We start from the raw sequence: 22,040 nt of genomic DNA, 5'->3' as shown, positions 1-22,040 counted from the left end.
GAGGTTTATTTCAACGCAGGATCGCCTGGGTTGAGCGCTTTCCAGCTCTGCATCACTTTCTGCGCCTTGGGCTCCTGGCCGTTTTCCAGGTAATACTGGATCAACGACAGCCGCGCATTGCGGTTGTACGGTTGGCGCCTGAGCAGGTCTTCCAATTGCTGGCAGGCGTCGTCGACATGGCCACTGTCGTGCAAGGCCACGGCCAGCACAAAGGTGAACTGGCCGTTGGCAGGCTCCAGGCGAGCGGCATTGCGCAGGTGCGGCATGGCTTTAGCCGTGCCGCCCGCGCGGATCAGCATCAAGCCTTGGGTGTGCTGCAATAGCGCGGCGTCTGGGTGCCTGGCCAACTCATCAGCAATCAGGCCGCGTGCTTCTGGCGTGCGGCCGTTAGCTTCCAACCACTGCGCCAGGGTGACCAGCGCCGGGAAGAAGTCCGGATCGCGCAGCAGGGCCGTGCGCAATTGCGCTTCCACTTTGTCGCCACGGCCGCTGGCCTGGTAGAGCATCGCCAGGTTGAGGTTGGCTTCGGCGCGTTCCAGCAGGCTTGATTGCACCTGTTCGTATTCAGCGATGGCGCTGTCCCAGGCGGGCCCTTGGCCGGGCACGCTCAACAGGTCCCGCGCGGCAATGATCCGCACGGCGCGCACGGGATCATGGAGCAAGGGCGTGTAGAGGGTGACGCGTTCCGCTGGCGGCAGCAGGGCGCTGACGGCACGCACTGCACTTTCGCGCACTTGCGGGGCAGGGTGGGCAAGGTCCTTGGTCGCGAGTTTCAACGCCGGCTCACTCGGATAATTGGGCAGTTCGACCAGCAACGTCGCGCGTTGGATCGCCGGCAGATTGCTGCGAGCCAACTGCTCATACAGCGCCTGGGCCGCACCGGCTTGGCCGCCGCGAATCAACACCATGCTCTCGGCGTAAGTGGGCGCTTTCAGCACATCGCGTGCCCCGGCGGGGATGCTGAAGCTGTGGTCATGGCGCAAGTCATTACCCATGTAGACCTTGCCCGGCATGTGGCAGTCGACGCAGAACGAACCCGGCTGGCCGACAGGTTTGCCGGTGTGTTCAGGAGCATCATAATTTTTGGCCTGTAGCCCACGGCCATCCACCGTGGTTATCGGGGTTTTGCCTGCGGTGTTATGGCATTGCAGGCACACCGCATTGCCCGGCGCCTTGAGTTCATTGCTGTGGGGGTTGTGGCAGTTGCTGCAACGCACGCCTTTTTCGGCCATTTTGCTTTGGGCGAAGGAGCCGTGTTCAAACACCTCATCCTTGATCTTGCCGTCCAGGGCATACAGCTCGCGAGTGAGCACGCTGGGCAGGTAGTCGTCCATCAGGCGTTTGCCCACGGTAAAGCCATCGCCCAGGGGCGCGCGCCGTGCGTGGCAGCGCGCGCAGGTTTCCAGTTCGACGGTGGCGTCCTTGTCTTTGAGGTCCACGGCAAAGCCTGCGTGCAGCAGGTCGCCTTTGTTCGCCGCCCATTGCAGGTGGTTGGACGCCGGGCCATGGCACGCCTGGCAACCGACACCGAGGCTGTTCCATTGGCTGTCGAAAGTGTTATTCAGCGCATCGAAATTACGCTTGTAGCCGGTGGTATGGCATTCCACGCACATGAAGTTGGCGTTCTGGTTGGGTTTGCTCCAGTGCAGCGGGTTCTTGAAGCTCACGCCTTGGCCAGGGTAGAGGTGAAACCAGCGGCTCTGTTGGGTATCCCAGGCCACGCCGAGGGCTTGCAGGCGACCGCCACCGACGTCGATCAGGTACTGCTGTAACGGCGCGATGCCAAAGGTGTAGGCCACCTTGAAATCGGCCACTTGGCCGTCGCTGCCGGGCGTGTTGACCCAAAATTCATCGCCCCGGCGAAAGAACCGCGTGGTTTCGCCTTCACCGGTAAAGCTCGCACCGTTGAAGTCCGCCGGCACGGTCTGCGGCGTGGCCAATTGCATCGCCAGTTGATGGTGCGAGCCTTGCCAATCCTTGACCTGGGCTTGGTGGCAGCCCTGGCACTGCTGCTCATCGACCAGGGTGGCCGGGGGCATGACCACCGGCTTGGCGACCACCACCGGCGCCGGCAACCGAGGCGTACTGGCCTGCAGGAAGAACCCGATCCCGGCCATGGCCAACAACAGCAACACAATCAAAACGGGGTACAGGTAGCGGCGGGGTGAATCACGGTGAGGCGCGGCGTGTTCTTTTTTGGGCTTGGGCATTCCGACTTCCGTTGTCTTGATGCGTGGACGCTCTATTGGCGCGCTTAAGCTCTGTGCAGCTTTGACGCTGAGGGGAGGTCTGTCAAACAGGTCGCACAAATGAGGTTAATTCCCCAGGATTGGCTATACCTACAGCTCACTGTTTCGATGATGATCGCCAGGGAGTTCAATGATGAAACTAAGGCTAATGATCAGCACGCTGTGCGTGGCGTCGGTCGCCATGGCAGGTTGTGCCAGCAAGGTCACTTCACCGGATGAGTATTCCGGCTTTCTCTCGAACTACAGCCAACTCAAGGAAGCCAAGTCGCCTTCGGGAGCCGAGGTGATGCGTTGGGTCGATCCCAAGCTGGACCTCAGCCGCTACCACGCGGTGTTCGTCGAGCCGACCCAGTTCTACCCCAAGCCCCAGGCCACGGCGAAAATCCCGGAAAGCACCCTGAACGGCATCAACACCTATTACAACCAGGCGCTCAAGCGTGAGTTGGAAAAATCCCTGCCGCTGGCCAATGCGCCCGGGCCGGGTGTCATCGTCGTGCGGGCGGCGATCACCGCCGTGAGCAGCAAGACTGAAGGCCTCGCCCCGTATGAATACATCCCCGTAGCGCTGGTCGTCGCGACGGTCAGCACCGCGTCAGGCCATCGTGACCAGGAAACCACCCTGGGCACCGAGGCGCAGTTCCTCGACGGCGCCAACGGCAAGGTGATCGCTCAGGTGGTGCGCAAAGGCACTGGCAAGCCGCTGGCCAATGAGTCCCAGGTGATGAAGGCCGACGATGTGAAAGGCGTGATCGACGGTTGGGCGTCGGACCTGCATCAGTCATACGTCAAGCTCAAACACTAGAAAGTCCTCAAGGGGTGAGGGCCCACGCGCCCTCACCACCGCTTCACTGACCGCCAAACCAACGGAAATAGGGATTGGCGCCGTCCCCGCGTATGACCTCTCGCATCTCCCGGCTCCAGGCATCCCGATCACCGTTATAGGCGTGCAGGCTGGCGCGGTAGAACTGCATCAGGCGCTGTTGTTCGGCCGTCAACGTTCGGGCGAAAGTCTCATCCGCATTGATCAGCGGCACGGGCCCCCGCAGTTCGAGCAAGGCCGGCAGTACACGGGTGATTTCCTTGCTGCGCACCCAGGGCGCGTATTCGATACGCGGTTGATCGTCGGTGACCGGTAATGCATCTGCGGCAAACCGCTCAAGGCCCTGGCGATCGGTGACCCAGGTCGCCAGCAAGGTCGCCGCCGAATCAATGCCAACGTCTGCCAGGGCACTGCGCACGCCCGGTTGGTCGAAGCGCTGGCGGATGCGCTCGGCATTTAGGGTGATCGGCTCAAGGGAACCCACCAGCAGCATCTCATGGAACTCGCTGGTCCACAGCGACGCGTACGGGAACACGTTGAGGAAGCTGCGCACCAAGGCGCGGGAGTCGTCGATGTTTTGCGTCGGCAGCGGCAGCCATTGGGCGAGCAAGCCGTTTTTCTCAAGGCGCGTGGCCGCTAATTGGTAGAAGTCCTGGGAATACAGGTTCACCACGCCGGCAGCGGAGGGTGGCGGGGGTTCCAGGGTGATCAGGTCGTAGGCTTGCGGGTTGCGCAGCAGTTCCTGGCGACCGTCGCGCAAGCGCAAGTCGATGCCTGGATCGCTGGCGGCATTGAAGTTGCCTTTGAACAAGGGCGCGGCCTGCACCACCGCTGGTAACAGTTCAGCGACCACCCGATGTTCCAGGCCTGGATAGCGCAATAACGCGCCCGCCGTGATGCCAGTGCCAAAGCCGATCACCAGTGCGGACTTGGGCTCGGCGTTGTGAATCAGCAGCGGCAACAGCGCCTGGATTCGCATATAACGCAGCGACGGCATGGCGTCGCCCGTGTTGGAGACGCCTTGGATATACAGGCGCTGAAAGGCCCGCTCACCCTGACCTTGGGTAACGACCGCCACCGTCGCACCACGGCCTTCCTGATAAAACGCCAGGCTGGCGTTGCGCGCACCGGGCAGTAACTTGGCCAGGCGATCCACTGGGGTCAACAGGGCGACCGCCAGCGACACCAGCCCCAGTGCAATGACTGCCTGACGCCGGCCTTTTTTAACACCCTGGCCACGGCGTACCGCCAGATACCCGACGACGCCAGCCACCACGGCCAACACGCTCAAGGTCCGTACCAACCCCAACCACGGGATCAACACGAACCCGCACAGCATCACCCCGATAATCCCGCCCAAGGTATTGAATGCCACCACCGCGCCCACGTCACGGCCAACATGCCGATTGCCCACACTCAAGCGCAACGCCACGGGGAACGCCGCGCCCAGCAGCAAGGTCGGCACAAATACGATGCACAATGCCGCCACTGCAAAACGTGCGCTCATCCCCGGCAGCTCGCTTGCGCCCAGGCCCAGCACCAGCGCTTCAGCCTGGGTTTGCAGCAGTATCAGCCAGCGCCCCAACAGCGCGATTTCCAGCAGCGCCACCAAGCCTGCGCCCGCAATCAGCAGGCCGAACACGCCCCAGGGATCGCGAAGACGCTCTACACGACCTGACATCAACTGGCTGCCGATGAACAACCCGGTGAGGTAGGTAGCAAGTACCACGGCGAACGCATACGTGCGGGTACTCATGAATTGCACGATGGACTGCGACCACACCACTTCATAGCCGAGGGCGACGCCACCGGCGATGGCGTACAGCACCAATGCCAGTCGCGCCGGTTGCACAAGGCGCGCCGGCGCGATCTCAACAGGCGCTTGATGACGCACCGCCAACACTGCCCCCACCGCAGCGAGCAGATTCAACATCGCCGCCACCAGCGCACTGCCGCGCACGCCAAACTGGGCAATCAATGCAAATGCCGTGAGCAACGTGCCGACAATCGCCCCGGCGGTGTTGGCCGCGTAGAGGCGTCCACCCGCCTGGCTCAAGCCCTTGGCGTCGACGCCCAGCGAGCGCACCAGTACCGGCAACGTGCCGCCCATCAACACCGCCGGCAGGCCGACCAGGGCAAACGGCAACGCCCAGGCCAGCAGGCCAATGCGGTGTTCCAACCAGGCAAACGGTTCGGCCGCCACGCCCAGGGCCAGCGTCGCGCCAACCCCGAGCAGGGCAACCAGTAATTCCAGACCTGCATACAACAACAGCGGCCGCGCAAAGCGGTCCGCCAACCGTCCGAACAGCCAACCGCCTAATGCCAGCCCGGCAAAAAACGCGCTGATACCAGCGGTTATCGCATACACCTCGACGCCCACCACCAGGGACAGCTGCTTGATCCATAGCACCTGATACACCAACGCCGCGCCGCCGGAGAGGAACAGGAGGAGGGCGGGGGTCAGGATGGGTAGGGCAGTAGTGCGCTCGACGACTGTGTTGGCGAAACGTGAAGACATGAGGATGACCTTGAACACTGAATCCAGAGGATGTACTCGGTCCAAATGTGGGAGCGGGCTTGCCCGCGAATGGGGTGTGTCAGTGAATACGTCTGTCGCTGATCCACCGCATTCGCGAGCAAGCCCGCTCCCACATGGGTCCTGTGTTGTAGCCGTTATGGCACGGGAGCTGCCTTCATCTTCTCGGCAATCTTCGCATCCACGCCCGCTCGAATCTGGTCGATGCTGAAGCTGGCCGGTTTCTGACTGGGCGGGTACTCGATAAAGGTTTCGAGGAACTTAGCCGATTTGGTCACCGCTACCGCGACCAGATAGACGTTTTTGGTGTTCCAGTCGTAATACTGATCGGAGACCACGTCAGCCCGCTCATAGGGGTCCATGCGCAGGTTGAGGATCTTCGGCACCCGCAGGCACACGAACGGCTCACTCCACACCTTGAAGCCACCCGGTGCCCGCTGTTCGCAATACACCGCCTTCCAGTTGCCAAAACGCGCGGACACCAAGACCCCGTCATCGTTGAAGTAGTAGAACTCGTCGCGCGCGCCCTTCGGTTGCTGCCCGGTCAGGTAGGGCAGTTGGTTGAACCCATCCAGATGCACTTTGAAGTTGCTGCCACCGGTCACGGGCGCCCAGCCTTTGAGCAGTTTGCTTTTCACGTCACTGTCACCGGCTGCGGCCAGCAGCGTGGGGAACCAGTCCATGCCCGAGAACATCTCGTTGGAGACCTCGGCGGGCTTGATCTTGCCCGGCCAACGAATCATCGCCGGCACACGATAGGCACCTTCCCAATTGGAGTTCTTCTCGTTGCGAAACGGCGTCGTCGCCGCGTCCGGCCAGGAGAACTGGTTCGGCCCGTTATCGGTGGTGTAGACCACGATGGTGTTGTCGGCGATCTTCAGGTCGTCGAGGGTTTGCAGCAGTTTGCCCACGTCACCGTCGTGCTCCACCATGCCATCCGCGTATTCGTTGCCGGGCATGCCGCTCTGGCCCTTCATCGATTCGCGCACATGGGTGAACAAGTGCATGCGCGTGGTGTTCATCCACACGAAGAACGGTTTGTTGGCTTCGGCCTGTTTCTTGATGAAAGCCTGGGCCGCCGCCGTGGTTTCATCGTCGATGGTCTCCATGCGCTTGGTGGTCAAGGCGCCGGTGTCTTCGATCTTGCCATCGGCGAAACTGTGGATCACCCCGCGCGGGGAGTTGGCCTTGACGAACTCCGCATCGTCCTTGGGCCAATAGGGGCGCTCCGGCTCTTCCTCGGCGTTGAGGTGATAGAGGTTGCCGAAGAACTCGTCGAAACCGTGGTTGGTCGGCAGGTATTCATCCTTGTCGCCCAGGTGGTTCTTGCCGAATTGCCCGGTGGCATAACCGAGGGACTTGAGCGCCTGCGCAATGGTGATATCGCGCTTTTGCAAACCCACCGATGCACCGGGCGCACCCACCTTCGACAGGCCCGTGCGCAACGGCGTCTGGCCAGTGATGAAGGACGAGCGTCCAGCCGTGCAGCTGTTCTCCGCGTAATAGTCGGTGAACATCATGCCTTCTTTGGCGATACGGTCGATATTCGGGGTCTTGTAGCCAACCACGCCCATGGAATAGGCACTGATATTGGTTTGCCCGATGTCATCGCCGAAGATCACCAGGATATTCGGCTTTTCGGCCGCCCAGGCGGATGCCGAGGCGCCGATCACCGAAACCGCCACCAGGGCGAGTTTCGGCAGCCACTTACGTATGCGAGTCATAAGACTTGCTCCTTTTAGGGCTTGAGTCGCATTGCCTGCGACCAACGTTTTTAACAGTCCATCGCGACGTCTTTTCTTATTGCACCTTCACTTGCACAGCTGGATCGAACGGATAGATACGGCCCCAGTCGCTTGCCATATCCACCACGGTCCACTGCTGTTGCTTGGCCAGGTCCAGTGCCTTGTCCAGGCGCCCCACCTGAGAATTGCGGTCGTAGGCCCATTCGCGCTGGGCGTCGGTGTGATGCACCAGGCCCATCAAGCGTTTGCCAGGGCCGGCGGCGGTCCATTGCAGCATTTGCAGGTCGCCGTCGGAGTTGCCGAAGGCCAGGATCGGCCGACGCCCGATGATGGCGTCGATGCTTTCCGGCTTGCCTGGGCCGTCATCGTTGTGTGCCAGCTTGGCGGTGCGCAGCACTTGCGGCTTACCGTCCTTGAGCTGGAATTGGGTGACGAAGTTGGAGCCGATCACCTGCTCGGGCGGCACGCCGTACACCTCTTCGGCAAAAGCGCGCATGAAGGCGGTGTCGCCCCCGGAGACGATGTAGGTCTTGAATTGCTGGCTGCGCAGGTAGTCGAGCATTTCCAGCATGGGCTGGTAGATCATCTGGTCGAACGGCTTGCCGGTCTTGGGATGGCGGGCCTGCTTGAGCCAGTTCTTGGCGTTGTCGATAAAGGCTTCGGTGCTGACCCCAGTGTGGGTGGCGCCGATGATTTTCAACAGGCCGTCCATGCCGCTGGCGGCAAGCGCCTTGTGGTCGCCTTCGAGCACGGCCTGGAATGGCTGGGTGGTTTTCCATTCCGGGTGCTGTGGCGCCAGGCGCTTGACCTCGTCAAAGGCGAACAGCACTTCGAAGTACGCCGGTTGCTCGGTCCACAGCGTGCCGTCGTTGTCGAACACGGCGATGCGTTCGGCGGGCTTCACGTAGTCCTTGGAGCCTTCGGCGGTCACCGCCTGGACGAACTCGATGATCTGCTTTTTGTTCGGGCCTTCGTTCCATGACGGCAGCGGATCGGCCGCCAGGGCAGGCAGGCTCAGGAGGAGGAGAAGGGGCAGGGCAGAACGCAGCGACGTCATGGGAAGTCCTTTTCGTGACGAGGGTTCAGTGGAACCAAGCGTAGTTGACGACAGGCCCAGCGCAATGCTGGCCATGCCTTTCGCCACCATGATCGCAGGCGTGGCCATAGGGCACGGATCAGATAGGCGGCCAGGATCAGAACGACGATGGCCACTATCGAACCCAACAAATGCCGTGAAAGCTGCCAGCGCGCGTGCTGCCCGAGCGCCTTGAGATCGTCGGCGACGGAAAAGGTCGGCGTGTAGGCGCTGGTGGCCTGGGCCTCAAATGTCAGCGCGGGCAACTGCGCGATTTGCAGGCGATGGTTGTGGCTGTCCCACCATTTCAGCTGGAGGGCAGGCAGGGTGTAATGGCCGCCTTTTTCCACGCGATATACGAGATGATCGATGCGTTGGCCACCGGTGACAGTGCCGCGTCCGTCATCCAGGTTGCTGATGGCAGGCGCCTGCGCATAGAGGCGCAGCCCGTTTACCTCGGCGGTTGCCGGCGGCGGCAGTGACAGCCCTGGCGTGTTATCGGCTTGCAGGGTCACTGTCCGCGTCAGGTTGTCGCCAACCTTGAGATCGCCGGCCGCAAGGGCCTGGCTCAGGCGTAAGCCGCTGGCGACCAGCGCGGGTTCACCGGGCGCAAACCCCGGTGGCTGAGTGGCCTCAAAGGTCAGCGGCGCACTCTGTGCACTCAACGGCGCGCTGGCCTGGCCCGGTTGGGCACTGACCGTCAGCGCGGGCACGCTGAAGTGTTGCGCCATCGTCGGTGTGACCAAGTAGGTGTAGCGCATCCCGTAGAAGGTTTGCCCGTCGATCACCTGCGTGGTGTGTTCAGCCTCGCCCCCCGGTTGCTGTATGCGAGCGCCAGCCAGTTTCAGGTCCGGCAATGTCGCGGCGGCGGTGAACCAGGTGTCGGTCAGCACGTCCACTTGCACCTGCAATTGTTCACCCACCACCACTGAAGCGCCGGGGATCAACTGCGCGTTCACTCGTAATTGCGGTTCGGCCGCCCATAACGGACCCGACAACAACAGCAACACGCCCCAGTAGCGCTTCATGGTCGCGCCTCCTGGTCTTGCAGGCTGAATTTGCGGCGCAGGAAGTTGGCCGGCGACGTGGTCAGGTTCTGCAACCACAGGGCGTCATTATTTGCCTGTTGAGTCTGAATCGCTTTGCTCTGGCCCTTGCCTGGTGCTTTGTCGAACTTGATTTCGTCGGGCTTGACCTCGGGTGTGTTGTTCGCGGCGCTTTCGGTGTCTTTTTTCAGGGCAACCGCCAGGGCCAGGTTGGCGGTGGCTTCAGGGAAGTCGGGTTGCAACTGCAAGGCCTGTTGATAGGCCGCGATGGCGTCATCGAACTTGAAGCGACGCACGTGGATATTGCCCAGGTAGAACGCAGCTTGCGCGGTATGCAGGGCGGCGAAGGTGGTTTGGGCCAGGTCGTAATCGGCGGCGTTGTAGGCGGCGATGCCTTTCCAGTAAGGCTCGACGAACAACGCGGCGGCTTGCGGGTAATGATGGTGTTCGAACGCCCAGCGGCCTTGCTGGTCGGGCGTCATGAACGGGTTGGCCTCAGCCTGCGTCGGCGGAAGCAGCAGGCCGAGCAGCACCACCGCCGTCCAGTTCAAGCTCCAGCCCTTGCGCACACCGAACAGCGCCAACAGCAGCAATGGCCAGCACAACCAGTAACCGACGTCTTTCCATTGCAACAGGCGTTGCTGCTCGTCGACGTTCTGGAAGTGCTGCTGGGCGTGCAGTTCGATCCAGTCCAGGTCATCGTCATTGAGGGTCAGGCTACCCAGCGGCGCCTCCAGGGCTGAGGCCAATGGCTTGAGTGTGGGACTGCTGCCAAGGGCCAGGATCAGGATTTGCAGCGCATTGTCCTTGAGGGCGGGCAGTTGGGCGACATCGGCGCCGTCCGTCACCAGCAGCAAGGTGCCGGGCGATTGCTGCAGCAGGCGCTTGGCCTGATCGATCACGCCGGCCACATCCTTGCCCGTCTTGCTGATCAAGTCCGTGCCGAGCGCCTGGATAAAGGTATCAAGCAAGGCCGGATCATCGGTGGGCGGCAACACCAGATGGGCGCTGCCGGCGTAGACCAGCAACGCGGTGCGTGCGCCTTTGCGGCGTTCGACCAAGTCATGCAGCTTGTTTTTTGCGGCGGTGAGGCGCGTGGGAGGCACATCGGCGGTGTCCATGGACGCCGACAGGTCCACGGCGATGATCAGCGGTGCACGGTTCTCCAGGAAGTCCGGACGGTCCTGCTCCCAGGTCGGGCCCGCCGCGGCGATGGCACCGACCACCCATAACGCACTCACCAGGTGCACCGGGCGCAGGCGATGAGGATCGGTCGGCGTCAGCAGCAAGTACGGCAACAGATGCGGGGCGATCGTGCCGCGCAGGCGGCGCTGCAGATCACGGCTGCGCTGCCACACCCACGGCAGCAGTACGCCCAAAATCGTCAACAACAGCCAGGCAGGACGCAGAAAGTGGAAGTCACTGAAGTCCATCAGCACGCTCCCGTTTCCATCGATGCGGCCACATTGCGGCGATCAGGTGGTACACCACCAACACGATCAGCGCGGCACACAGCGGCCACCAGAACAGGTCGCGCTTGGGCTGATGGCTGAGGGTTTTCACCTGATGCGGTGTGATCTTGTCGAGCGTGGCGTAGACCTGATCCAGGCTGTCGCGGTCCTCGGCACGGAAGTAATGCCCGCCGGTGGCGCTGGCAATATCTTGCAAGGCGCTGAGATTGACCTTGGCTTCGCCGCTGGCCTGCGGGTCGCCGATGCCGATGGTGTGGATGATCACACCTTTGGCAGCGGCCATGTCGGCGGCGTGGTCCGGGGTGATGGCGCTGCTGGTGTCATTGCCATCGGTGAGCAGGATCAGCACTTTTTCCGGCTCATGGGCCTGGTCCAGCAGCTTGAGGCCAAGGCCAATGGCGTCGCCGATGGCTGTGTTCGGCCCGGCCATGCCGATGCCGCTATCGTCCAGCAACAGCGACAAGCTGGCATGGTCGAGGGTCAAGGGGGCCTGGGGGTAGGCGCCGCTGCCGAAGAGGATCAAGCCGATACGATCATCTTTGCGCTGCTGGATAAAGCCGTGCACCACCTGTTTGACAGCGGCCAGGCGGTCGATCTTGTGGCCGTTGGCGTCGGTAAAGTCCTCGGTTTCCATGGATTGGGAGATATCGATGGCGAGCATGAGATCGCGCACCGGTTGTTGGCGTTCGAGGGGTTTTTCCACCCAGACCGGCCGGGCGACCGCCAGCACCAGCAACGCCCATACCACCAGATTGAGCAGCAACTGGCCGCGATTGCCACGGGCACCGTCGGTAGACGATGAACCACCGACTGCCTGGCGCATGCCGCCGAAAAACGGCACCCGCACCGCACTGCGCGCTTCGTGATACACCGGCAGGTAGCGGTAGGCCAACCACGGCAGCGGCAGCATCAACAGCAGCCAGGGGTAGTCAAGCTGCCACATGGTGTTGCTCCACCCAGGCCTTGCACTGGGCCAACAGTTGCGGGTCCTGCGGCGCAGTGCCGTAGGCCAGTTCGGCCAGCCGTTGAGCGAGGTCGTCGGGAATCGGACCTGCGGCGTGGCGTTGCAGGAAGGCTTGCCACTCGGCGCCACGCAAGGTCGGGATACGTTGCTGTTCTTCCATGGGAAGTGGCATCGACAGTGCGACGCGCTTGAGCAGTTCGGGCAACTCGCGCAGGTCTTTCAAGTTGTCCAGACGGGCCAACGCCTCACGCCGGTAGGCATCACGTCGCCAACGCAGCCACTTGCGGCCTGCCAGCACCAGCAGCGCCACCACCAAAACACCCAGCAACACGCCCCAGCCCCAGGTCTGCGGCCAGTAGCTGACCGGCGCGGGTAAGCTCAACTCCTTGAGTTGCTCGATGCTTGGCACATGACTGCTCACCGACGTTTCCCCAGTTCACTGCGCAACTGGTCGGCGGCGGGCAGGGCGGTGCTGATCATCAGCAGTGGCACCTGGCTGCGGCGCAGCAGGTTGGCGATATCCTTCAAGCGCCCGCCGAGAAAATCCCCCAGGGGTTGGCGCACCTTGCGCTGGTTCACCGCCAGCTCCACCTGCAACTGGCCTTGGGTGACCCGCAATTGCCCACGGCTGGGCACGTTGAGCGCCAAAGGGTCATACACCTGCAACGCGATCACGTCGTTGTGCACTGACAGTTGCTGCATCAATTGCAACGTCCGTGGCCCGGCACCGGCAAAGTCACTGACCAGGCAGATCAGGTGATCGTGGCCTGCCACGGCCAGGCATTGCTGCAGGACCTTATCCAACTGGCCGTCGTCTTCATGGTCGGGGTTGCTCGCCGTCAACGCGGCATTTTGCTGAACAATGCGACTGCACAAGGCTTCCACGCGTTTGCGGCTGCGCAAAGGCGCGACGCTGTCGATGCGTTGATCGTTGAACACCAGGCCGCCGACACGATCCCCGGCGTTGAACACCATCCATGCCGCCAGCGCGCCCAGTTCCGCGGCCACGGCGGATTTGAAGCTGCGCACTGAGCCGAAAAACATCGACATGCGCTGGTCCACCACGATCAGCGCCGGGCGGTCGCGCTCTTCGGTAAAGGTGCGCACCACCGGTTTGCCGGTGCGCAGCGACGCACGCCAATCCAGGTGGCGCAGGTCATCGCCCGGCTGGTAGCGGCGCAGCTCATCGAAATTCAGCCCACGGCCGCGCAGGCGTGACGCATGGTTGCCGGCCAGGATGCTGCCCTGGGGCTGGCGCGCGAGAAAGCTCAAGTCGCGGGCCTGGAACTGCAAGGCCATCAATTGCGCCAGGCTGACGTAGACAAAACCGTCGGCGTTCATGCCGGAATCGCTACTTTGCTGAGCAGCCGGTCGAGCACCTGATCAGCTGTCACACCATCCGCCACCGCGTCATAACTCAATTGCAGGCGATGGCGCAGCACCGGATGGGCGACGGCCTGCACGTTGTCCGGCGTGACAAAGGCCTGGCCTTGCAACCAGGCATCGGCCCGGGCGCAGCGGTCCAGGCCAATACCGCCACGGGGGCTGGCGCCAAGGCTGATCCAGCGCGCCAGGTCGGCGTCGTAGTCGGCGGGGTGGCGGGTGGCGTTGATGAGGTCGATCAGGTAACGATCGATAGGCGGTGAAACCTGGATCGCGCTGACTTCCTTGCGCGCGGCGAAAATCACCTCCTGCGCCAGGGTAAATCCCTGAACCGCTTGGGTAACTGCCGCCTGTTCTTCTTCACGCAACAGGCGCAACACCTGACTTTCGTTGTCGGCGCTGGGGTAATCCAACAGCAGCTTCATCACGAAACGGTCCATCTGGGCTTCCGGTAGCGGGTAAGTGCCCTCCTGTTCGATGGGGTTTTGCGTGGCCACCACGATAAACAGTTCCGGCAGCGGGTGACTGGCGCCAGCCACGGTGATTTGCCGTTCTTCCATGGCTTCCAGCAAGGCCGCCTGGACCTTGGCCGGTGCGCGGTTGATTTCATCGGCGAGGATCAGGTTGCCGAACAGCGGGCCGGGTTGGAATCGGATCTGGTTCTGGCCATCGACCTGGTGCAGTACTTCGGCGCCGGTGATGTCCGAGGGCAGCAGGTCCGGGGTGAACTGGATGCGGCTCATCTTGGCGTCCAAGTGCCTGGCCAGGGCCTTGACCGTGCGGGTCTTGGCCAGCCCCGGGAGGCTTTCCAGCAGCAGATGACCGTTGGCGAGCAGGCCCAGCAGGATCTGGCGGATCACCTGGTCCTGGCCGAGCACGCTTTCGGCCATGCTCGCTTGCAGGGCGTTCAAATCGTTGAGTGCGGTCATGGCACACCTCGTTCACAGCATGAAAGTAGGGATCACCGGGATAAACGACAGGCGGAAGTTCCAACGGCTGCTGATCAGGTCGTCGGCGTGAATCACCGAGTACTGCACCTCACCGGAAATCCGCACCGGCAACTTGCCGAAATTGACGATGCGCCCGGCGCCGATACCGATGGGGAAGTTGACCTTGTTGCCGCTATCGGCCTTCCAGTTCACGGTGATATTGGGCGTCATGCCCACCCGCCACTGGCCGGGGCCGGGAATCGCGCGCTGGATGAAGTACTGGATGTTGGTCAGGCTGACGTCCTTGCGCTGGGCGTCGCCGCCGACCGACCACCAATGCTGGGGGAAGACGCCGAGCGTCCAGTCTTCACCGAGGTATGCCGCGACAAACGCCGGCCCCAGAGCGTATTTGCCGGTGCCCAGCACGTCTTTCTCTGCGGTGGGGAACATCGCCGTGGGGCCAAACCCCCAGACCATCTTGCCGCCGTTGGCAAACCGCACCGGTTGCTTGGGCGAGAACACGCCCACATAGGCCAGGTCGCCAAAGCCTGAGGTGCGGTCGAATGGATCGTTGACCACCGACGGGAAGTCGCGGTCTGTCAGCACGCCGTAGGGACTCATGCCGATCAGGTTGCCCGCCTTGGCGTTGACCGGCGCACTCACATAACTCACCGGCAGGCGGTTGATCAGGTTCCAGTCCTCGCCCAGGGCAATCGGGAAGGTCGGCATGAAGCTGTATTTGCCCAGGTAACGCGTGCCGTTACTGTGCGGGCCTTTGAGGGCGCTGTAGTCGAACTGGTTGAACAACAGCACCAGGTTGCCCACCGGGTTGTCCATCAGCTTGGCGATCTGTTCAGTCGAGGGATCGCAACCGGCCTTGACCACTTGCTTGAGGTCAATGTCGAAGTCCTGTTGCAGGCGATGGCAGGTCTCGGGATCGGCTTGGGTGGCGTTAGACGTGCTGCCTAGCTCCGGCAAACCGGCGGCCGACACGCCGCAGCTGGCGAGCATGCCCGCGGCGCAAAACCCATGCAAACGTGCACGTGAAATCATGGCGTCATCCATCCTTGTATCGGCCTGATATCAGGGGGTTACGTGCCCGACCTAACCCTGTTGCGGCCGGGCACGTGGTATTACTTGAGCGGGGTCAAGGGTGGCAGTTTCCATTGACCATTACCGACCTCAGGCTTGGGCAGGTAAATGCGCAATACCGCGTAGAACGGGCCCGGTGGGGCCGGTAACCAGTTGCTCTGCTCGGCTTTCGGTGGCTCGTGGTGCTGCAGCGCCAGGGTCAGGCCGCCATCGGCGTCACGCTTCAGGTGGGGCAGCATCCGTGAGTTGATCAGGTAGCGCTTCTTGTGGTTCGGCACCAGCAGCTTGGTCTTGGCGTCGTACATGGTCAGCGACCAGAACGCATCGGCGGGCGGCAGTTGGTCCTTGGCAAAATGCACGGTGTAGCTGTGACGCGCGCCATTGGCCGGCTTGCCTTCGCTGTCGACGAAGTAGCTCAGGTAAGCGGCTTCATCGGTGGAGTTGCCGAAAATACCCATGTCGGCACCGGCGTAGCGGTACAGGTAGTTGTTTTTCAGGCGATCGCGACTGCCGAACAGGTCACCGCTGCTGACCTGGTGGGTGTCAACCTTGTCCTTCTTGAACGCGGCAAACTCAGCGCGGGCATCGGAGATACCGTCTTCCAGGGCTTTGCGTTGCTCGGCGGTCAAGTCCTTGACCTTGAAGGGCGCGCCGGGGGCAATACCGATCTTGGCAAAACGCGCCAGCAGGTCTTTTTCGCTGTCCTGGGGTGCGGCGAAGGCCAGCATGAAGTTCAGGTAACGAAACAGCTGTGGGCCTTCGGTCATGGTTGCCATCGGCTTGGGCCATTCGATCTTCGGCGCCTTGGCCGGCGCAGGCTGCTTCACATAGCTGCTCAGGGGCTGCACTTTGTAGCCGCTCTGGATCTGCTTGACCTTGCCCAGGTCTTTGTCGTCGAACAACTGCGTTCGGTACAGGGCGTAAGCGATGTTGCTTTCGCTGTAGACCACGCGATCCACGTCCACCGGCTGCTGACCCTTCCAGTCCGGGCCGGCGATCATGTAGTGACCGCCGTTGTTACCGGTGCTGCGGGTGCCCAGGTAAGCGAAGTTCTGCGTGTACAGGTCGATCAACTGCACTGAGTAGTAGCGGTTATCCTCGATCTTGGGCAGGGTCAACACCAGCGGTTCGCGGCGCAGGTCCATCCAGACGAAGGAGTAGGGCGTGTCGGAGTTAGGGGTGACAAACGCCGTGTCCTTGGGGGTGAACACCTGCGCGGTGTTGCCGATCTGGTTGAACGGCGCCTTGAAATTGGCACCGCCTTTGTCAACGGCCTGGGTGTAGAGCGTCTTGTACATGGCCACTACCGGAAAGCCGTACAGATAGGCTTCCTTGGCAATCGCCCGGGCCTCGCTCGGGGTGGCCGTAAAGTCGGCCCAGGCGCCGGTGCTCATGAGTATCGAGAGGCTCGCCAACAGCAGGCGCGTCGGTTTTCCAATCATGTTGTTGCGTCCTTCCAGAGATCTTTTTTGAGGGCGTGGGGTGAAACCGCCGAGTTAACCGGTTTATTTGCCGAACGTCACGTTAATCCCTGCGAACAAGGTGAACTGGGGCAAGCCGTCACCTTTGCGCGCTACCGTCCATTGTGGCTCGACAAAGGCATTGACGATGTTGCTCCCGGCTTTCCAGGCCTTGCCCGCGCCAAACCCGATGGGAATGTAGTGGGTGTCGTTCTTCAAATCGAAGGTCCAGGTGCCCGTGGAGCGCAGGTACCAGCCTTTGGGCAGGTTATGAATGATAAACGGCTGGAAAGTTGCACTCTCGACGTGCGGGCGGTCGCGATCGCCAGCAAATGAGCTTTGGTATTGCACCAACGCGCCGAGCAATCCCCTGGGCGACGCGTCGATGGCAATTGCCGCCAGGCCGGCCTGCCATTTGCCGGTGCCCAGTTCGTCATGTTCGGCAGTGGGCGCGGTGATTTGCGGTCCGATGCCCAACTGCACGCCTTCGGTCTTGAGCAGGAAGATATCGAACAGATTCAGGTCGCCAATGCCCGTGCTGTAGCCGGTATGGGGATCGGGGCGGGTACTGAGGGGGAGTGTGGCGCGTAGTAACTGCGGCACGCCGATGAAATCCGACGGCGCAATGGGCAGAGTGCCGCGCAGCAACAGGTCGTTGGTGTGAGCGTTGCTGTCGTACAGGCGCGGCGTGTAGTAGTCCTGCAGATTGGCGCCTGGCGCGAGGTTCAAAGGATTGTTACTTTTGTTGGCCGTCTCGGCGTTATCCGCCAAGGCTGGCATTGCGAAAACAGCCAGCATCAATGCCGACGCATACGGTGACCCGAACATGTGCGCTCCCCCATACCTGGGTGACTATCCCTTGTGATTAATACCTGTAGGGCATGTCGGTTGAAGCTAGCAGCTAAATCCAGACGCGCTAGCCATCCAAACGAATTAGTTGCGGGGGCGGGACGTTTCAGACGTGTGTAAAAGGCCGCAAATGGCCGCCCTGGCTGGGCGGCCATGCGCTAAAGAAGGGGTCAGGCAGTGGGCAGCATCGATTTGACTTTGTCGCGTAATTGATCGATCGAGAAGGGTTTGGCGATCACCTGCATGCCCGTAGGCACGTCGATGTTCTCGGCATACCCGCTGGCGAACAGAATGGGCAGTGCAGGGCGCAGTTCTCGCACCTTGGCCGCCAGTTGCTTGCCGTCCATGTCCGGCAGGCCGACGTCGGTCATCATCAGGTCGATCACCTGCGCGGTGTTTTGCACCCGTTCCAGCGCCTCTTCAGCGTCGGCGGCCTCCAGGACGCTGAACTCCAACTCTTCGAGTACATCGACGATGAGCATGCGCACGATGGCGTCGTCTTCGACTACGAGGATGGTGGGGGTGGGCATAGTGAACATTCCTGAAAATGAAAGCGCTGGGCTTGATGAGGTAAAAGGCAACTCACTAATGAGTGGCAACAATGCCAGCAAGTTCCGAAAGAGTTGCTGGCATTGTGACGGCTGTTAGGACGAATGTCCCGCCGGTCCGCTCGTTTACCTACAATGGGGCCGAGGCCATCCGGGCAACGTCTGCGTGATTGCGGTAGGCTGCCATATCCGCCGTATCAAAGTCACTCACTTGATACTCAGGCGTGCTTCGGCTCTCTCCATATGCCCTGTGCCGGAAGGGGCTGGTACCTCGGTTCAAGGTGCGCTCCAGTCCCTTTTCCATGGCTTCGGCTGAATCAAATTTTGCGAGCCCGAAATTTGGGTCAAAGTAAAACCAGATGGGCTGGCCATTCCTTTCCGTTACGCCGGCAACCAATGCATGATCCTGCGTGGCAATCCTGAGAGTCCGTGGCGGCGAAGCGCTGGTCAGCTCAGAAGCGATCTGGTGATAGGGGCTTTGCCGTGGCCGTTTACCCATGTGGAAAGTTTGGTGACCGTTGACTGCATGGTGAAACGATCTTAGGTCGCTGATGAAGCGCGCAGCGTTGGGGTCGCTTGTATTGGCGGCGGCCTTGAAAATATTACCCAGGAAGACCGTTTCGTCTCCAGACTGCATGGCCAGCGCCAACGTGTTGGCCATGCCCGCACACTCGCCGGGTGACGCCAAGTGGGTTTGACTGAGGTAAAATTCCTGCGGCATGGGAATCACGGTGCCACCGGCTGCTTGAATGTCCCGCTGGAACAGTAGAAACCCGTCCTGGATAAGCTGTACTTTCTGGCGTTCGATTTGTTTGATCAGGGTGCCGATATCCTGGGCACCCATTCCGGGCAGGGAAACCAGGGCCTGAAGCTCAGTAACACTCATGCCCGACGAGTAGCCTGGCACGTCGTCCAGTTTTCCAAGCTCATAGCCACGGTCGAAGTCGATAGCGTTCTCAGGACGTCGCGCCCTGGCTAATGTGGTCTCGAACTCTGCGGGCACATACAGGCCCAATACGGTGGGTGGCCCTTGGGGTGGTAACGAATCGCCCGCCAACTTTTTATAGAGCCAGTCGGTAAAACTTTGATTGAGCTCTCCCTTTGCCGCTACCTTCGTTGGCGTAAAGCTCTCAAGCGCCGCCCCATAAGGACGCATCTTGTCGGCATCGAACGCATACCATTTGCCATTTTTCAGGACGGCGGCGCTGTCGATACTCTGCTCGCCGAGTTTCAGGCTGCCCGTTGCAACGACGATGTTGTCGACGCTGGCGGCTTTCAGCAGGTCGTAACTGCCGCTCGCCCCCCTGAGTTTGTTGACCCCCTCAGCGATCTTGCTGGCCCCTTTACCGATAAGTTTTCCGCCGCCCTCGAGAAGGCTAATCACACCATCCACGGGGTTGAGTTGCCCGAAAACAGCCGCGCCAATGACTTTGGTTGCCCGTGCCACTTTGGTCGCGGTGGACACCGCGCTACCGGCGATCTTCGTCAGCTTTCCGGCCGTGCCCACACCGGCTGTCAGGAAACCAAATATGTCCAGTCCGAGGTCGACAATACCCTCGGCAATTTTTCCCTGGCTAAAGTTCTTGACCGTCGAAACAAAAGGGATCAGATCCAGCAGGAAGTGACCAACAGCATCGCCTTTCTGGCGAATTTTATCGGCTTTGGTCTGCCCAAGTGCCTGCTTATGGATAGCGGGGTCATCGAGATTGATATGCTCGACAAAGGCGTCAGCGATAAGTTGAGTGCGCGTCGAAGCGAAGCTGTCCAGCCGCGGGTCGTTGGGCACTGATTGCTCAGTGCTCAGCTCCGCCGCGTTTATAGAGGGCGTGAACGCTTTCTTTTCATGCTCAATATTTGCCGTTCGCCAAGTATCCGTTGTTGCGATACTTTCCGGCACCTTTCGGATAGCGCCCCCATTGAAGTCAATTTCATACGCAGTAGGCACCCCGTCACGCTCGATCCTTACCAGCAACTTCGGGTCTTTTGGTAGCTGCGTCTTATCCAAGAAACCCGTTCCCACTTTTTGGGAGTGGGTTTGATAAAAACTGACCTTGCCATATTCAAAGTTTTCGCGATCTTGCAGAGGCAATTGAGAAATCAGGTGCTTGATGGAGGTACCGACCGCGACCTTTTTTTCTTCGATGGTGTTTTTGAATTGCGATTCAAACGCAGCGTACATGCCAAACCCTGGGTGCTCGTTCAGTTGCGCCACTGGGGTACGGGGGTCGGTAGAGGTGTACGTTGAGTTAGCGTCAGCGTACATCATGGTGACATCCAGCAGCGAGTGCGGGCCGAATTCAGTGACCGCCCCATGAGGGAGCGCTGTGATCACTTTTTTTTCAAACATTGATTCCTGGCCCGGGAAGCGTTTTTTAAGCTCCGCCAGCGCCATTTCTTTACGGGAGGGGATGTCCTTCTCAAAGGCCTGTGCGGCCTGCGCCATTGACGATTGGCGGGTATTGAAGGTGGTCAGCAGCGTATTTAGTTCATCGGCTGAGTACTGATGGTCGTCTTTTTTTTCCAGCACACCATTGGCCACGCCCCAGTCAATCAATGCGCTGCGTTGCGCATTTGCAGTGACGGCGGGGTTTGCCAGGCTCGCGCCTTCGGCCTCAAGCATGACTTGGGCAAAGCTCATGTTGGGCACGCGTCCAGGCGTTGCGGCTTCTATTGTTGCAGCAGCCACCGCGAGGTTGACCCAGGCCGGGCTGCCGTAGGTCACCCGGTCCGGGATGTCCTTGATCAGAAAAACCGGAGCGCGAGCGGCCAATAACAAGTGTGTGGCAGCATCCGCCATCTCGGGGCCAGCCTTGAGCGGGTCCGATAAATGCGTTTTCAGGCCATTCACTATCTCGGACGCGGGCTTGCCCCAGTGGTTTTCGCTGGCCAGATCGAACCCCCCGATAGTGTTGCGTTTAGGAACTCTGCTGGAGCCCGGCTCGGGGTCATGGTCCAGTTGCAGTACCAGTGCAGCCAGCAGGTAGTCCAGGGTGCTCCTATCAGTGGGGACCCCTCCCATATGGTCCCGAAATGATATTCCCAACTGTTGCGCCGCTGGAGAACTTACAAGCGCGTTTAGCGTGTTGACCGGATCCCTCAGTGTATCAGCGGTAAGCTGAGTGTTATCCCTCAAGTACTCCAACAGTCGTCCGCTATACCTTTCAGTCAGCGCAAGCCGGCGGCCTAGAGTTCGTAACGTTTTCTGTTCGCTTTCGCTCATCGGCACCGGCCAACCAAGTGCTCCGTCCAAACTTCCCAGTGGGTGTTCCTGCGACCGGTTGATCACCGAGTCCGAAAGCCCACCCAGAGAGAAATGGTCGTGAGGCAAGCGCAAGCCAAGGTGGTTGATAAATGATTCAAGCGTAGTGTTCTCTCCCAGCGCCGTGAAACCTGCCGAATCTGAATGAAGCGTCATGGGCGTTGTTTTCAGCGCGTGGAAGACTGCCGTTGAGGACGTGTCAGGGCCTAAACGATCAGCCACCTGGGCAAGCTTGTCTCCAAGAACCTTCAAGTTATGGTTATGACCCAACGCCTGGTTGAGATTGAAGGGGCGGCCGAGTGTGCTGGCGGCGAGTGGTTGCTCCGTTTGCTCAGGCGCCTTGTCGCTAGACACTGGAGGCGCGGCTGGCGGAAGTTGGGCAGGTTCCGACGTCTGCAAGGAGAGGGCTGTGGGTGATGAAACGTGACGGGATGGCAAAGAGATAGTCATGCGCGTGCACCATGTAAGAGTAAAGGTGTGCGTCTATCGCGCGGATCTTCCTTTTTCCCAGACGCAAAAGTCTGTGGGAACACGTCACTCTCAGGTTCCGAATGCGGTGCGGGCTAAACATAAGCAGATAAAACAGTGACTAAGTGTGATCGGTTCACTCAGG

General features: G+C 60.9%; 16 protein-coding genes. 1 reads left to right on the top strand and 15 read right to left on the bottom strand.

Annotated elements, in window-relative coordinates; translation table 11 throughout:
- Positions 1 to 5: 5 nt before the first annotated feature.
- Positions 6 to 2,210 (bottom strand): tetratricopeptide repeat protein, encoded by a 2,205-nt coding sequence (locus HX793_RS10260; protein WP_177096017.1) that lies wholly within the window; start codon positions 2,208 to 2,210, stop codon positions 6 to 8.
- Between the two features lie 172 nt (positions 2,211 to 2,382).
- Here HX793_RS10260 and HX793_RS10255 point away from each other — a divergent pair, with 172 nt between their 5' ends.
- Positions 2,383 to 3,051: a DUF3313 domain-containing protein gene (locus HX793_RS10255; protein ID WP_177049642.1), complete on the top strand. Its 669-nt coding sequence runs from the start codon at positions 2,383 to 2,385 to the stop codon at positions 3,049 to 3,051.
- 43 nt (positions 3,052 to 3,094) lie between these two features.
- On the opposite strand, the gene HX793_RS10250 is transcribed toward HX793_RS10255, so the two are convergent.
- The 14 genes from HX793_RS10250 to HX793_RS10185 form a co-directional block, all read right to left on the bottom strand.
- A complete protein-coding gene (locus tag HX793_RS10250) occupies positions 3,095 to 5,587 on the bottom strand; it encodes a fused MFS/spermidine synthase (RefSeq protein WP_177096015.1) in 2,493 nt (830 codons plus the stop codon).
- Between the two features lie 155 nt (positions 5,588 to 5,742).
- Positions 5,743 to 7,329 (bottom strand): arylsulfatase, encoded by a 1,587-nt coding sequence (locus HX793_RS10245; RefSeq protein ID WP_177096013.1) that lies wholly within the window; start codon positions 7,327 to 7,329, stop codon positions 5,743 to 5,745.
- A 76-nt stretch (positions 7,330 to 7,405) separates the two neighbouring features.
- Positions 7,406 to 8,407: an HAD family hydrolase gene (locus HX793_RS10240; RefSeq protein WP_177049636.1), complete on the bottom strand. Its 1,002-nt coding sequence runs from the start codon at positions 8,405 to 8,407 to the stop codon at positions 7,406 to 7,408.
- Entirely contained in the window at positions 8,404 to 9,453 is a 1,050-nt protein-coding gene (locus HX793_RS10235) for a BatD family protein (RefSeq protein ID WP_177049634.1), read from the bottom strand. Before HX793_RS10235 ends, HX793_RS10240 begins: the two co-directional genes overlap by 4 nt.
- Positions 9,450 to 10,904, bottom strand: a complete 1,455-nt coding sequence (locus HX793_RS10230; RefSeq protein ID WP_177096011.1) for a VWA domain-containing protein — start codon at positions 10,902 to 10,904, stop codon at positions 9,450 to 9,452. Before HX793_RS10230 ends, HX793_RS10235 begins: the two co-directional genes overlap by 4 nt.
- Positions 10,891 to 11,886, bottom strand: coding sequence for a vWA domain-containing protein (locus HX793_RS10225; protein WP_177049630.1), 996 nt, complete (start codon positions 11,884 to 11,886; stop codon positions 10,891 to 10,893). Before HX793_RS10225 ends, HX793_RS10230 begins: the two co-directional genes overlap by 14 nt.
- Entirely contained in the window at positions 11,873 to 12,328 is a 456-nt protein-coding gene (locus HX793_RS10220; RefSeq protein WP_016974756.1) for a DUF4381 domain-containing protein, read from the bottom strand. Before HX793_RS10220 ends, HX793_RS10225 begins: the two co-directional genes overlap by 14 nt.
- Positions 12,325 to 13,248 carry a DUF58 domain-containing protein gene (locus HX793_RS10215; RefSeq protein ID WP_177049628.1) on the bottom strand — a complete coding sequence of 308 codons (924 nt, stop codon included), beginning with the start codon at positions 13,246 to 13,248 and terminating at the stop codon, positions 12,325 to 12,327. Before HX793_RS10215 ends, HX793_RS10220 begins: the two co-directional genes overlap by 4 nt.
- The gene (locus HX793_RS10210; RefSeq protein ID WP_177049627.1) at positions 13,245 to 14,219 is read right to left on the bottom strand and encodes an AAA family ATPase; all 975 of its coding nucleotides are present in this window, start codon (positions 14,217 to 14,219) and stop codon (positions 13,245 to 13,247) included. Before HX793_RS10210 ends, HX793_RS10215 begins: the two co-directional genes overlap by 4 nt.
- Positions 14,220 to 14,231: 12 nt before the next feature.
- The gene (locus HX793_RS10205) at positions 14,232 to 15,230 is read right to left on the bottom strand and encodes a transporter family protein (RefSeq protein WP_438810841.1); all 999 of its coding nucleotides are present in this window, start codon (positions 15,228 to 15,230) and stop codon (positions 14,232 to 14,234) included.
- Positions 15,231 to 15,352: 122 nt separating this feature from the next.
- Positions 15,353 to 16,753 (bottom strand): DUF1254 domain-containing protein, encoded by a 1,401-nt coding sequence (locus HX793_RS10200; RefSeq protein ID WP_177062040.1) that lies wholly within the window; start codon positions 16,751 to 16,753, stop codon positions 15,353 to 15,355.
- 63 nt (positions 16,754 to 16,816) lie between these two features.
- The gene (locus HX793_RS10195; RefSeq protein WP_177096010.1) at positions 16,817 to 17,599 is read right to left on the bottom strand and encodes a hypothetical protein; all 783 of its coding nucleotides are present in this window, start codon (positions 17,597 to 17,599) and stop codon (positions 16,817 to 16,819) included.
- A 191-nt stretch (positions 17,600 to 17,790) separates the two neighbouring features.
- Positions 17,791 to 18,150 carry a response regulator gene (locus HX793_RS10190; protein WP_438810839.1) on the bottom strand — a complete coding sequence of 120 codons (360 nt, stop codon included), beginning with the start codon at positions 18,148 to 18,150 and terminating at the stop codon, positions 17,791 to 17,793.
- A gap of 148 nt (positions 18,151 to 18,298) precedes the next feature.
- Positions 18,299 to 21,877: an Mcf1 protease effector domain-containing protein gene (locus HX793_RS10185; protein WP_256354468.1), complete on the bottom strand. Its 3,579-nt coding sequence runs from the start codon at positions 21,875 to 21,877 to the stop codon at positions 18,299 to 18,301.
- Positions 21,878 to 22,040 lie beyond the last annotated feature (163 nt).

This window comes from Pseudomonas reactans (genome assembly GCF_013387025.1).
GTDB lineage: Bacteria > Pseudomonadota > Gammaproteobacteria > Pseudomonadales > Pseudomonadaceae > Aquipseudomonas > Aquipseudomonas reactans.
This window is presented reverse-complemented; position numbering and strand designations above follow the sequence as displayed.